At 40.8% G+C, this 13,121-nt stretch carries 13 protein-coding genes; 5 read left to right on the top strand and 8 right to left on the bottom strand.

From position 1 onward, the window contains the following. Positions 1 to 224: 224 nt before the first annotated feature. The 3 genes from HMPREF9449_RS15080 to HMPREF9449_RS15070 are packed head-to-tail and all read right to left on the bottom strand — an operon-like array spanning position 225 to position 2,275. Positions 225 to 788: an RsmD family RNA methyltransferase gene (locus HMPREF9449_RS15080; RefSeq protein WP_009138134.1), complete on the bottom strand. Its 564-nt coding sequence runs from the start codon at positions 786 to 788 to the stop codon at positions 225 to 227. Further along, a complete protein-coding gene (locus HMPREF9449_RS15075) occupies positions 779 to 1,618 on the bottom strand; it encodes a DUF3822 family protein (protein WP_009138133.1) in 840 nt (279 codons plus the stop codon). Before HMPREF9449_RS15075 ends, HMPREF9449_RS15080 begins: the two co-directional genes overlap by 10 nt. Before the next feature lie 12 nt (positions 1,619 to 1,630). Then, positions 1,631 to 2,275: a hypothetical protein gene (locus HMPREF9449_RS15070; RefSeq protein ID WP_009138132.1), complete on the bottom strand. Its 645-nt coding sequence runs from the start codon at positions 2,273 to 2,275 to the stop codon at positions 1,631 to 1,633. Positions 2,276 to 2,459: 184 nt separating this feature from the next. Here HMPREF9449_RS15070 and HMPREF9449_RS15065 point away from each other — a divergent pair, with 184 nt between their 5' ends. Together HMPREF9449_RS15065 and mtgA are read left to right on the top strand one after the other, a co-directional pair. Then, positions 2,460 to 3,899, top strand: a complete 1,440-nt coding sequence (locus HMPREF9449_RS15065; RefSeq protein WP_009138131.1) for an ATP-dependent DNA helicase — start codon at positions 2,460 to 2,462, stop codon at positions 3,897 to 3,899. Positions 3,900 to 3,960: 61 nt separating this feature from the next. Then, on the top strand, positions 3,961 to 4,662 hold the full coding sequence (mtgA, locus tag HMPREF9449_RS15060) for a monofunctional biosynthetic peptidoglycan transglycosylase (protein WP_009138130.1): 702 nt from the start codon (positions 3,961 to 3,963) through the stop codon (positions 4,660 to 4,662). Between the two features lie 175 nt (positions 4,663 to 4,837). On the opposite strand, the gene HMPREF9449_RS15055 is transcribed toward mtgA, so the two are convergent. From HMPREF9449_RS15055 to HMPREF9449_RS15035, 5 genes are all read right to left on the bottom strand, one after another. Beyond that, positions 4,838 to 6,583 carry a phospho-sugar mutase gene (locus HMPREF9449_RS15055; RefSeq protein ID WP_009138129.1) on the bottom strand — a complete coding sequence of 582 codons (1,746 nt, stop codon included), beginning with the start codon at positions 6,581 to 6,583 and terminating at the stop codon, positions 4,838 to 4,840. A gap of 197 nt (positions 6,584 to 6,780) precedes the next feature. Further along, on the bottom strand, positions 6,781 to 7,134 hold the full coding sequence (gene rplS, locus HMPREF9449_RS15050; RefSeq protein ID WP_009138128.1) for a 50S ribosomal protein L19: 354 nt from the start codon (positions 7,132 to 7,134) through the stop codon (positions 6,781 to 6,783). A gap of 228 nt (positions 7,135 to 7,362) precedes the next feature. Beyond that, positions 7,363 to 9,060 (bottom strand): C69 family dipeptidase, encoded by a 1,698-nt coding sequence (locus HMPREF9449_RS15045; protein WP_009138127.1) that lies wholly within the window; start codon positions 9,058 to 9,060, stop codon positions 7,363 to 7,365. A 41-nt stretch (positions 9,061 to 9,101) separates the two neighbouring features. Beyond that, entirely contained in the window at positions 9,102 to 9,575 is a 474-nt protein-coding gene (locus tag HMPREF9449_RS15040; RefSeq protein WP_009138126.1) for a DUF4293 domain-containing protein, read from the bottom strand. A gap of 102 nt (positions 9,576 to 9,677) precedes the next feature. After that, positions 9,678 to 10,553 (bottom strand): nucleoside phosphorylase, encoded by an 876-nt coding sequence (locus HMPREF9449_RS15035; protein WP_009138125.1) that lies wholly within the window; start codon positions 10,551 to 10,553, stop codon positions 9,678 to 9,680. A 263-nt stretch (positions 10,554 to 10,816) separates the two neighbouring features. Here HMPREF9449_RS15035 and HMPREF9449_RS15030 point away from each other — a divergent pair, with 263 nt between their 5' ends. From HMPREF9449_RS15030 to HMPREF9449_RS15020, 3 genes are read left to right on the top strand one after another with little or no spacing between them, the layout of a single operon-like run. After that, entirely contained in the window at positions 10,817 to 11,236 is a 420-nt protein-coding gene (locus tag HMPREF9449_RS15030; protein ID WP_009138124.1) for a glycosyltransferase family protein, read from the top strand. After that, positions 11,224 to 12,522 carry a DUF3440 domain-containing protein gene (locus HMPREF9449_RS15025; RefSeq protein ID WP_040612100.1) on the top strand — a complete coding sequence of 433 codons (1,299 nt, stop codon included), beginning with the start codon at positions 11,224 to 11,226 and terminating at the stop codon, positions 12,520 to 12,522. The genes HMPREF9449_RS15030 and HMPREF9449_RS15025 overlap by 13 nt, the downstream gene beginning before the upstream one ends. Next, positions 12,506 to 13,045, top strand: a complete 540-nt coding sequence (locus HMPREF9449_RS15020; RefSeq protein WP_009138122.1) for an IbrB-like domain-containing protein — start codon at positions 12,506 to 12,508, stop codon at positions 13,043 to 13,045. The genes HMPREF9449_RS15025 and HMPREF9449_RS15020 overlap by 17 nt, the downstream gene beginning before the upstream one ends. The last annotated feature ends 76 nt before the right edge of the window (positions 13,046 to 13,121 follow it).

Genomic DNA, 13,121 nt, shown 5'->3' with positions numbered 1-13,121 from the left:
AGAAAGCTGATTTTCTCATTATTTTACACATTAGGGCACGTCCCTAATGTGTAATTTTTTGTTTTAAGGTTTGTATTTTACCTTTGAAGCTGGTTGTACAAATGTTTTTTATTTTAAGAGATCCTTCCTCGTATTGGAAGATGTTTTCATTAAAAAGGTTGTTTTATACCTTTCAATTTGGTTTTAGAATAAAGTCAGAAAACCTAACCCTTATCTCTTTTTCCTTATTCTTCGCAACTATTGCCGGGTGCTTTTTTGCGAAAGAGAGAAAAGTTGACACTACCGTATTTCCGTCTTTCGTAAAAGTAAGGTAGAGCCGAATAGTCTACGGAGGCCGGATGTTCTATTACAGCAATTCCGTTTTCTGTCAATAAATCGTTTTCAAAAATGCTTAGCGGGACTTGTTGTATAGAAGGAAGATTATAGGGAGGATCTGCAAAGATAAGGTCGAACTTCCGGCCTTTGAGTTTTTGGCAGGCCATAAACATATCTGTTTTATAGACTTTTAGGTTCCGGAATCCCAATTCTTTGGACATGCGTTTGATAAAGGCAAAATGATTGTAATTTAACTCTACTGCAATAATTTCGTTGGCTCCCCGGGAAGCAAATTCATAACTGATACTGCCGGTACCGGAAAAAAGATCTAGTACGGAAATCCCTTCAAAATTGATATAATTACTGAGTACATTGAAAATATTTTCCTTGGCGAAATCCGTTGTAGGACGGGCTGTAAAATTTTTGTCCGGAATGATTTGCCGGCCTCTGTGTGAACCGCTGATTATTCGCATGTATGTATATTTAGAAAGTGGACAAAACAGGAACTATTTAATTTCTCGTCGTTCAATAACCGATTGAGTCGGGTGTCTTTCAAAAGAGAGACATTCGGAATATACGTATTTAATGTATTAAATAGTTTTGGATCATTTACCAGTTCCCCGGAAATTGTTGTTTGTACCGTTTCTTTATTGGTGTTGGTTTGTTTCAGACTGTTTAGTATATGAAAAACAATATCAGTTACAGAACGATAAGTAAAAGTATTGAATAAAGTTATTTTTTTATCGTGTATAAGTAATAAATCGAAATAACGGTTTTGAATGTCGATAAAGAGGTATTCTTGTGGAAAAATCGCTGCTGTGAGAGAGTGTATAATAAAAGGATAGGCGTGATTTATCATCACGGCAGCAGGGTAATGTGTTTTCAAAAAGGCCAACAGCTGTGTTGGATGGGATTCTACAAAATAACATTCCGAACGGGGAATGAGGCGGGTGAGAAATTCTTCCTTTTTTTCAAGGGGAAAGCAAACCCGGTACAGTTCAGCTAGATGGTCTTTGTGAAAAGCGGAGAGGGGAATCAGGGTTTTCTCTTGTTTACAAAACAAGAGATATACTTTTTGATAAGGTAGATTCAATATTTCCTCGGTCGTCAGTATTTGATAAATTTTCGTAAGCCCTTCCATACGGGATTCGGGCTGGTAAACCTGGTGAGAGAATAGCAACAACCGATTGGAAGAATCGTGTACGCAAAATGAAAGTCCATCCGTTGCAAAACGGATGGACAAAATATATTGAATCGAATTCTCTTTTACAAAATGTTTATCTAACTGATATAAATTTTGCATGTAATCTGTTCATTATTCCCAGTTTCCTACATTATTGTTGGCTTCCTGCAAGTCGCCTACTTTCAGGCCGGGATATTTTTTCAGACGTAATCTTTCTCCGTTTTCTTCCAGAATTTGTTCGTGATATTCTCCGTCGACATCTTCGAAAATCTTATCGTTGGAAATACGGGCTTCGAATACCGGAACTTCTACACCGGAGTCGGTTTTAATTTTACCGGCACCCATTTTAAATTCATATTTTTTATTGGTGAACGGCACATATTTGATCATATCGATCGGATAGGATTTTCCGAAAGTATTTTCCAAGGCATTTACCTGTATTTTTTCACGGATAATCAATCCTTTCTTGATCGCTTCTGCTTCGGTCATACCGGCTTCCAATTGTTCATCAGTCAACGTACCGATAGAACGAACGATCGTTACTGAATCGTATTTCATAAAATGAATTAACGAGTCAAGACTAGGAGTATATCTGCCATAAACACTTCGGAAAGCATCTTGAGCTGTACGAATGTCTTTCAGACGTTGAATAATCTTATCGTACCTTTGTTCCTTAATAGCTTTAAAACGCTGAGGTACCATGATGCTTTCATAGCATTTGTAGCCGAGGAAAACGATCAGAATTACTAAAAGAATCTGAATAATTAGTTTTTTCATATTTAAGTTATTTTTGTATATTAATTACGTTAAACAATTTCTTTCCCGTTGTAGCTGTGAGCTATTAATCGTATATTTACACTAAATTTCAAACGATGGAAACGCAACTTCAATACTTCATTCCTGCTCGCAAATTTAGAAAAAAAATTAAATTAAAGACCATATTCGGCGATTAAATTTACAGATGATAGAAAAACATTTTGAGGAGATTATCTTAAAGTATTTCGATTTTGAATTTTCTCCGACTCAAAAAAAGGCTGCCAATGAATTCATCCGTTTTTTTTTCGAACGGGAGGAGGAGAGTTTGTTTATTTTAAAAGGCTTTGCCGGGACGGGAAAAACGTCTTTGGTGTCGGCTATTGTCAATGCCTTATTATCATTTGATTATAAGGTCGTGTTGTTGGCGCCTACGGGGCGGGCGGCCAAGGTATTTTCTGCTTATGTGGGACAATCGGCTTTTACGATTCATAAAAAGATTTATCGGCAAAAATCAGCTACAGAAGGCGAAGGAATTTTTGATCTCGGATTCAATGGAGGAGCTAACACTTTGTTTTTTGTAGACGAGGCTTCTATGATTGCAAATGCAGGGGAAGAGAGTAATTTTGGTTCGGGACGTTTACTGGATGATTTGATGGAGTATGTGTATAATGGACGGAATAACCGTTTGGTGTTGATTGGGGATATGGCTCAATTACCGCCGGTAGGTTTGGAGATTAGTCCGGCTTTGGACCCTCAGCAACTTCGTTCGCTTTATCATATAAAGGTTTATGAGGCTATGTTGACAGACGTCATGCGGCAGGCCCGGCAGTCTGGTATTTTGTATAATGCTACGGTTATCCGGCAACACATTGGAGGAAGTGTGGTGGAATGTGCGTTGAGGATAGCTGGATTTCCGGATGTATACCGCATCAACGGCGGAGAGTTGCTGGAAGCAATAGAGGATTGTTATGGAAAATATGGAGTAGACGAGACAATTGTCGTATGTCGGTCGAATAAAAGGGCCAACCGTTTTAATGAAGGCATCCGCCGGACCATTTTATACAGAGAGGAGGATTTTTGTAGTGGGGACCGGATTATGGTTGTAAAAAATAATTACTATTGGGGAAAAGATTACGAACATATTGATTTCATTGCCAACGGAGATATTGCTACGGTAAACCGGGTGGGAAAGAGGGCGGAGATTTACGGTTATCATTTTGCCCGAACGACCTTATCGATTGACAGTTATGAAGAAGAAATCAATGTTTGGGTGATGCTGGATACCTTGATTTCCGATGCACCTGCCTTAACGTACGAAGAGAGCCGGAATTTTTATAATCGCATTGAAGCTGATTATGCGGAATGGACTTCCCGGCGTAAGCGGTTTGAAAAAGTGAGGGAAAATGAATTTTTCAATGCCTTGCAAATTAAATTTGCTTATGCTGTGACCTGCCATAAAGCTCAGGGGGGCCAATGGGATGCTGTTTTTGTCGATCAGGGGTGGATTACAGAAGAAAGGATGACAGGGGAATATTGGCGGTGGTTGTATACGGCTGTAACGAGGGCCCGGAAACGACTCTATTTTATCAATTTCAAACCGGAATTTTTTGAGGAAGAAGAAAAGATTGATAAAATTTGTGAGTAAAGAACGGAAGAGAAGCAGAAATTGTAAGGAATAGATTATAACTTTTGATTTTGCAAAAGGAATGAAAGCAAAAAGAAAATCTCTTTTCAGACGGTTGGTCGGCTGGATCAGGAATCTTATTTTGGCTTTTTTTGTTTTAAGTTTATTGGCTGTTGTTTTATACAAATATATGCCGGTTTATGTCACTCCTTTGATGTTGTTGCGTGTGGGAGAACAACTGTGGAGGGGAGAGAATGCCCGCCTGGAACACCGATGGGTGCCTTTAGACGAAATTTCTCCCGCCTTGGTGCAGGCAGTGGTAGCTTCTGAAGACAATCTCTTTTTGGAACACAAGGGGTTTGACTGGGTTCAGTTGAAAAAGGCGAGAGAAGAAAGCCGGCAGGGAAGGAAGCAGAGAGGGGCGAGTACCATTTCGCAGCAGACGGCTAAAAATGTTTTTCTTTGGCCTTCCCGTTCCTATTTCCGTAAAGGGTTAGAGGCCTACTTTACCTTATTGATCGAATGGATTTGGGGAAAAGAGCGAATTATGGAGGTCTATCTGAATTCGATTGAAATGGGGAAAGGTATTTATGGGGCTGAAGAAATTGCCCGTATTAACTTTTCAAAATCGGCACGGATGCTTACGGTTTCAGAGGCGGCATTGATTGCGGCTACTTTACCGAACCCTTTGCGGTTTGATTCAGCCCATCCTTCTCCTTATCTATATCGTCGTCAAGTTGCAATTCTAGATTTAATGGAAAAAATCGGTCCTGTAAAATTTTAGAAGTAAGCTGTGTTTTCGAAACAATACTGTAGGAAAAGAGGGGGAATGAGCAGATTGGCCCTCCTTTTATCGGATTAATGCTTCTCTTTCGGCTTGCTGATTGCAAAGAATACCCCCAAAGTCATGTAAGATACTGACTTTGGGGACATTCTCTTTTGAGGGAATTCCGTATGTTTTACTGAATAGTTAAATCTTTGATGATTCCCTCAATTTTTTGGTTTGCAATTTGTTGAGCTTTTTCAAAGTCAGCTATGCTTTCCATTTCTGCTCTTGCTTCGAAATAAAATTTGATCTTGGGTTCAGTTCCGGAGGGACGCACGGAAATTTTGCAGCCGTCCGCCAGGAAAAACTGGAGGACATCGCTGGTGGTCGGAAAATCCATCGGGCTAACTTTGCCGGTCGTCAGATCGGTTGCTTTTAAATCGGCATAATCCTTTTTAATCACGACACGGCTACCGTTAATGCTGCTGGGAGAATTGTGCCGGAATTCCGACATCATATTTTTAATCTCCTGAGCTCCGCTCAGTCCTTTTCTGACGATATAGATCATTTTTTCCTGAGAAAACCCGTATTCGGCGTATATTTCTTTGAGCAGGGTAAAGAGAGTTTTTCCGTTATCTTTGGCCCAGGCGGCGATTTCTGCCATAAGAGAGGTCGAAGAGACAGCGTCTTTATCCCGGGTAAAGGAACCTGGCATAAAACCGAAGGATTCTTCGCCGGCACCAATATATCCATCGGCTCCCTTTTTCCGGATCATGTCGGCAATCCATTTGAATCCTGTATAGACATCGTAACAAGGGATTCCGTTTTTTTCGGCAATTTCTTTGAGGAGTTCTGAGGTGACGATGGTTTTAATCGTGTATTCATTGCCTTTTATCAATCCCAATTCCTGACGGCGCCGGATGATGTAATAGGTGAAAATAATGTTGGTTTGATTGCCGTTCAGTAATATCCATTCCTTGTGATCGTTTTGTACGGCAATTCCGATACGGTCTCCATCGGGATCACAGGCCATTGCCAAATCAGCATTTATTTCCCGGGCTTTATCCAAAGCCATTTTGAAAGCTGCCGGTTCTTCCGGATTAGCAGAAGCTACTGTCGGGAAATCGCCGTCGGGAATCATTTGTTCCGGAACTGTTGTAATATTGGTAAATCCCCAATTACGTAGAGAAGCCGGTACGAGTTCGTAGGTGGTTCCATGCAAAGGAGTAAATACGATTTTTAAGTCGTGCTGATGTTGAATAGCTTCCGGAGAAAGACTCAAGGTTTTTACTTTTGCTAAAAATTTTTGATCGATATCTTTTCCGAGGATGACAATTTTATCTTTTACCGGAGTAAATTTAATATCCGTAACTTTTATTTTTTTTACTTCCTCGATGACATTTTTATCGTGGGGGGGCACAAGCTGGGAACCGTCTTCCCAGTAAGCTTTGTAACCGTTGTATTCTTTGGGGTTGTGAGAGGCGGTGATGATCACTCCTCCTTTACATCCCAATTCCCGGATAGCGAAAGACATTTCCGGGGTAGGACGTAGGTCTTCGAATAGATAGGCCGTGATTCCGTTGGCAGAGAAAATAGCCGCTACTGTTTCTGCAAAATACCTGGAATTATGACGACAGTCGTGTCCGATACATACAGCTTTGTGCGGAGCATCGGGGAATACTTTATTGATATAATTGGCAAAACCTTGAGTGGCCGCTCCGACCGTGTAAATATTCATCCGGTTGGTGCCGGCTCCCATGATTCCCCTTAATCCTCCGGTACCGAATTCAAGATCATTGTAAAAGGAGTCAACCAATTCTGTGGAATCTGCTGCATCCAGCATTTTTTTTACAGCTTCCCGGGTTTTCTGGTCATAAGCATCGTTCAGCCAGGCTTCAGCCTTAGCTTTGGCAGTCTTGATAATTTCAGTATTCTCCATAATTCCTTCGTTTTATATTGATAAATAGTTTGTATGTCATTCCGCTTATACGGATGCTGTAAAAAATAAGGCAAAAATCACTAAGCTTCAAATTTTTCTTATCTGCATCCTGAACATAAAAAACTGAACTTGTCACAAATTTAAGAAAAATAAAAAAAGCTCTACTTTTTTGTAGAGCTTTTATTTCAATGAAACCGTTAAGATCTCTTTTCTTTGATTCTGGCCTTTTTACCAGTAAGATCGCGGAAGTAGTAGATTCTGGCTCTTCTGACTTTTCCGGTTTTGTTTATTTCAATCTGTTTGATGTAGGGAGAATTCAAAGGGAAAATTCTTTCCACTCCTACGTTACCAGACATTTTTCTTACCGTAAAAGTTTTGTTTCCGGCTGCTCCTTTGATCTGGAGAACAACTCCCCGGAAAATCTGGATTCTTTCTTTGTTTCCTTCAATGATTTTGTAGTGTACGCTAATCGTATCACCGGGGGCAAATGAAGGATGCTCAACTTGATTTTCGTTTGCAAATGATTGTTCTGCAATTTTAATTAAGTCCATCTTTTTCGTTTTTAATAATTTACCGAACGCAATATTACTACCTGAGCTTTTTGTAAGAGATTACGTACGTTGTCTGTTTTTAATATTCTAGCGGGTCTCCAGGAACCCTTATATTACTCAATCGGGCAACAAAAGTAGAGAAATAATTTCGGAATGCAAAACATTTCTCAGAATAAAAGTTTAAAAGCTTTATTCCTTTGAACTTTCGAACGTTTCCCTCATGAGCGGTTATTCTACCACTTTCTGTTTATCTCCCATGTGGTTGATAATCGTGCGTAAATACCAGTCCGGAAGCGGAGGATTTTCTACTTTCGGATTTTTCTGTCCCGGGAGAGCTGTTTTTATATTGCCGTCCATATAACGGGGGAAGAGATACGCATAGAAATCTCTCCAGGTAGCTACCAGTTGATTGCCTGTATTGCAGGAAAAATCTGTCAGGTAAGCTACAGCCAGTTTCTGATCTTGTGCTATGATACTCATGGCTGCTGCATCTGTCATCTGTACATAAGCTTTGTATTGTGTTTCCAAAGCTTTTTGTTTGGCCCGGATATCCGGGTGAATGACATTGTAGCGGGTATAAGCCAGGTTGGTTACCTGATTGAATACCCAGAAGGCGGCTTTGTTAGTGAATTCCATCATACTACCATTGCCTACGGCATAAGCGTAAGGAACCTGGGTAGCGGCAGTATACATCGGGAAGTAGACTGTGCTGGCAGCGTCGTCTACACCGAACCAAAGGATTCCTCCTACTTCGTCTGGCAGCCAGCTGCGGCTTTGGCTGACGAAGGTAAATCCTGTTTGTTGGGTAGCTGTTGCCCGTTCGTTTACGTAAGTGACAGAGTCTACTTTATAGTTCATGGGTCTCCAACGGTAAGGGCATTCATACGGACCGGCTCCTGGATCTTTTCGCATATCCAGCTCTGTTCCTTCGAGGTGATTTCGCATAAAATCCATGATTTCCAATACGTCGACTTTCCTGTTGGGTTTTATCCAAAGCGGCATCCGATTTAGAGCATAGCCTTTTTCGTCCTTTTGAATATTTGTCCCTTTGGCATACTCCCAATATTGTGCCATATCCGGGTTTAATTCGTTGAAAAATGCCCATACCCGAATTTCACAAGCCCTTGCTCCGCTGAAGTCTACCGGAGCATAAGTATCGGAAAAACTGAAATCTGTATTTTTAGCCGTTTGCGGATAAAAGCCTTTTTGTTTGGCAAATGAAATAACGTCTTTAGCATATACTGTCGTAATTTCTTTGTTGAAAATGTCCTTTATTTTTTCAGAGGAAATAGAGGTACGGCCTTCTAACGGAAATGTCGTAATACGAGCTTGATTGGCGTGAGCACAAATATAGCCGTCCGGTACCATCCGGGCCACCCAGACCGCTCCTTTTTCACCTTCTCCTTTGCCGATCATTTCCATGATCCATACTTCATTCGGGTCGCTGATTGAAAAGGATTCCCCTTCACTGGCATAGCCGTATTCCTCGACCAGATCCGTCATTACCAGAATCGCTTCCCGGGCATTTTTGGCTCTTTGAAGGGTTAAATAAATTAAACTACCGTAATCTATAATTGCTCCTTGCTGAGAAGAAAGTTCGTGCCGGCCTCCATAGGTGGTTTCTCCTATAGCCAGCTGGTGTTCGTTCATATTACCGACTACATTATAGGTATGACGTACCTGAGGAATTTTTCCCAGGTATTTCCCGGTATCCCATTCGTAAATATCCACCAGACTGCCTTCCGGCCAATCCGTTGCCGGCCAGTGGTAAAGTTCCCCGTATAATACATGGGAATCGGCGGAATAGGTGATGGCCGTAGAACCGTCTTTTGTTGTCGATTTCGTAAATAAAAAGTTGGTGCAAGCCCATACTTGGGACGCGCTTCCGATGAATATAAAAAATATCAAAAAACTTAATTTAGTCATGATTTAGATGATTTATAATTTAGGATTTATACATTTATACTTTAGCGGATTCTGTCGTATGATTTCAAGATCGAAATATCTTTTATAATGCCCCGCATCGCCAGCCAGGTCAGGATAATGCCGATAATTGGGAAACAAAATCCCAATTCGATATGCCATATACCTGTCGGTTTTACAATATTATAAGCCTGAATAGAGACAAGAATGACCAAACCGATCATTAAAATTATATTTACCAGACACATGCGCAATTGTAGTAATTGTTTTTTGTATAAGAAAATGGTAAAAAAAGCAAGCCCTGTGATAATAATATTGAGTATCATGGAAAACCAATTGTAAGTGATAAAAACAGAAGGATTTCCGGCTTGTACATATTTAGAGGTGTAGAACAGAAAGAACGGATTGAGATCTGTATTATTCTGTGGAATTTCTAATTGAATAACCGGTAAAAAAAATAGAAGTCCGGTAATAATGAAGGTTAGAAATAAAAAAACGGATTGTAATCTTTGTATCATAATCGTAAAAGTTTAATCGCTTTCTGCAAGGAAAGATTCAGAAACATAAAGGGATTCCGCCCATCTTTCTTCAGTTTTGTATATATTTATCCAATATCTTTTTTATAAGGCTAATCTGTCTAATGTATAAGTGATCAATTTGTTCATGTAACCGTGATAATCAGCAGAAGCTGCCCCTGTCATTCTGTTTGCAATAATCAGGCAAATCGTTGCTGCGTGGTGGCCTAACAGATTACAGAGTCCGGTAATGGCAGCGCTTTCCATTTCATAATTGGTTACTTTGTAATCTTTATACCGGAAGGCTGTAATTCGGTCGTTGATTCCCGGCATAGCCAGAGGCAAACGCAGTACTCGTCCTTGAGGACCATAAAATCCTACGGCGGTCAGGGTGACGCCTTTGATTGTTATTCCCTCTGTATGCAGGCGGGATACTAACAACGGGGAGGCATTTACCACGTAAGGATGTGCAGCTTCCGGAGTCCATTGGCAATGTGCTGCAAAAGCTTTTTCGAAATCCTGGTCACACACCTGTGGGGCATTTCCGTAAAAACGAAGTACACCATCGCATCCGATACTTTTTTCTGAGATAACAAAAGAATTGACGGGGACATCTGCTTGTACGGATCCCGAGGTACCGATGCGCACGATATTCAAACTGCGTTTTTCTTTCCGGATTTCTTTTGTTTTCAGATCAATATTCACCAGTGCATCCAATTCGTTTATCACAATGTCGATATTATCTGGTCCGATACCGGTCGATAATACCGATAAACGGCGGTTTTTATACGTTCCGGTGAGGGTATAGAATTCCCGGTTACTTTTTTTCAGTTCAACGGAATCGAAATAGGTTGCAATTGTTTCTACCCGGCCCGGGTCTCCTACCAGGATGACCGTATCTGCCAGGTCTTCCGGCAATAAATGCAGATGGAATATACTTCCATCATCGTTCGTTATGAGTTCTGAAGATTGTATAGACATGGTTATTATTTGGTTTTTAATCCTAAAAGCAATGTACTCTTCCCTGTTTTTCTCCTCTTTTTTATTTGCTGCTCAAAAATAAAAAGGTTTGACAGATAAACAAAATAAACTTCCGATAAATGTTTAAAAGTTTGAATGTTCCCGCCTTCGGATAAAATGTTGCGGGAGGATGTAAAATGTTCCCTTCAGATTTTAGAAAGATTGCTGTACATTTATTTGTAATTTTTGTTAAATTCGCGAGGGGATATATAGTAATGTGTGTTATGGATATTGTTAAACTTCAAGGAACGGACAGAAAATTGTACGAATTTGTCTGTCCATTGGTGATGAACCCGGCTATTTTGCGGCAAAACAACAACTATCCGTTTAAAACGGGACCTCGGTATGTGTGGTATATAGCTGCCGGAGGCGAACAGGTAATTGGATTTATACCGGTAAGGAAAACGACTACTGGTAATTATGTAATTGATAATTATTATGTAAAAGGAGATGATGGAGTGGTCTTGAACAAATTATTGGTAGAAGTGATTAAAGAGGAGGCGAGAAGGGCGGATCTTTGGGCTATTGTTCATAAACGCCATGTAAAGCAGTTCTTACAAAATGGTTTTCGAATCCATATTGAGTGGAAAAACTACAATAAAATGCGGTATTATTGGGAGGAAAGAGCCATATGTACAGATTAAATGTGTATGAAGCAGCGCAGGAAAGACTGAAGATTATCTTCGATTATTTTGATTATGTGTACGTTTCTTTTTCAGGAGGAAAAGACAGCGGTGTGCTCCTGAATCTCTGTGTGGATTATATCCGGAAATATGCTCCCGGACGTAAATTGGGGGTGTTTCATATGGATTATGAAATTCAGTACCGGCAGACAATCGAATACGTCGAACGTACCTTGTCGGAAAATAGGGATGTTCTGGAGGTTTTTCATTGTTGTGTTCCTTTTAAAGTGCCTACCTGCACTTCAATGTTTCAGCCGTATTGGCGTCCTTGGGACGAGGATTATCGGAATATATGGGTCAGAGAGAGGCCGGTGGGCAGCCTTACGGAAAAGGATTTTAAATTTTTTCATACAAATCTTTGGGATTATGAATTCCAAAAATTGTTTCCCGAGTGGTTACGGCAGCAGAAAAAATGTCGGCGGATTTGTTGTTTGGTGGGCATTCGGACCCAAGAAAGTTTCAATCGCTGGCGGGCTATACATAGTGGGAAGAATTACCAGCGGTTGAAGGAATACAAGTGGACACACCGTATTAGCCGGCAGGAATATAATGCTTATCCTATATATGATTGGAAAATTACGGATGTATGGGTAGCTAATAGCCGGTTTAACTGGACCTATAATTCTTTGTACGACTTGTATTATCAGGCAGGGATTCCGCTTTCCCGCCAGCGGGTGGCCAGTCCGTTTATTTCTCAGGCGATTCCGACTCTGGCGGTGTATAAAGCCATTGATCCCGATACCTGGGGACGGATGATAGGGCGTGTCAATGGTGTAGGTTGTGCGGGAATATACGGAAGTACCGTAGCTATGGGGTGGAGAAGCATCACTTGTCCGCCTGGTTTTTCATGGAAAGAATATATGTATTTTCTGCTGAGCACCCTTCCGGAAGAGATCCGGCAGAATTATTTGGATAAACTGGCGGTAAGTATCCGGTTCTGGCGGGAAAGGGGCGGGTGTCTCGCAGAAAAAACGATAGAAAAACTGAAGGCGGCCAATATCCCGATATCTATAGAAGAAACGAGTGCGTACCGGACGAAGAAAAGACCTGTACGAATGGAATATCTGGATGATATCGACATTCCTGAATTTAGAGAGATCCCCACTTATAAACGAGTGTGTATCTGTATAATGAAGAACGACCATACTTGCAGGTATATGGGATTTTCTCAAACCAAGCGGGATAAGGGTATGAAAAAGTATGCGATGAATAAATATAAAGCTTTTGAAAATGGTAAAAAAATTTGAAAGCCCTGTGTATACTGTGAAAGCCGTACCGGTGGAGAAAGTCGTTGCCAACAGTTATAATCCCAATGTAGTAGCTCCGCCTGAAATGCGGTTACTGGAAATATCGATCTGGGAGGATGGGTATACAATGCCTTGCGTTTGTTATTATCTTAAAGAGGAGGATCAGTATGAAATTGTGGATGGCTATCATCGTTATATGGTGATGAAAACCTCCCGGCGTATTTACGAGAGAGAAAAGGGACTGTTACCGGTAGTCGTAATCGATAAAGATATATCCCAAAGAATGGCATCTACGATTCGCCACAATCGGGCACGCGGGATGCATTCTGTAGAATTGATGTCGGGGATTGTGACGGAATTGGTCCGCTCGGGAATGTCCGACAATTGGATCATGCGTAATATCGGAATGGACCGGGACGAATTAGTCCGCCTTAAACAGGTTTCCGGACTGGCGGCATTATTTGCCAGAAAGGAATTCAGTTTGTCGGAAGAGGAGCAGGAAGAACAAGAAAATTTTTTTTAAACGCATTGATTTCCCAAAAAATAATAGTCTTTCCTGTTACTTTAACTTCGGATGTTTTTCCGGAGAGTTCTGTTGT

The sequence above is a fragment of the Odoribacter laneus YIT 12061 genome, from assembly GCF_000243215.1.
In the GTDB taxonomy this organism is placed as follows: Bacteria; Bacteroidota; Bacteroidia; order Bacteroidales; family Marinifilaceae; genus Culturomica; species Culturomica lanea.
Note: the sequence above shows the minus strand (reverse complement) of the source record. Positions and strands in the feature narration are given on the sequence as shown.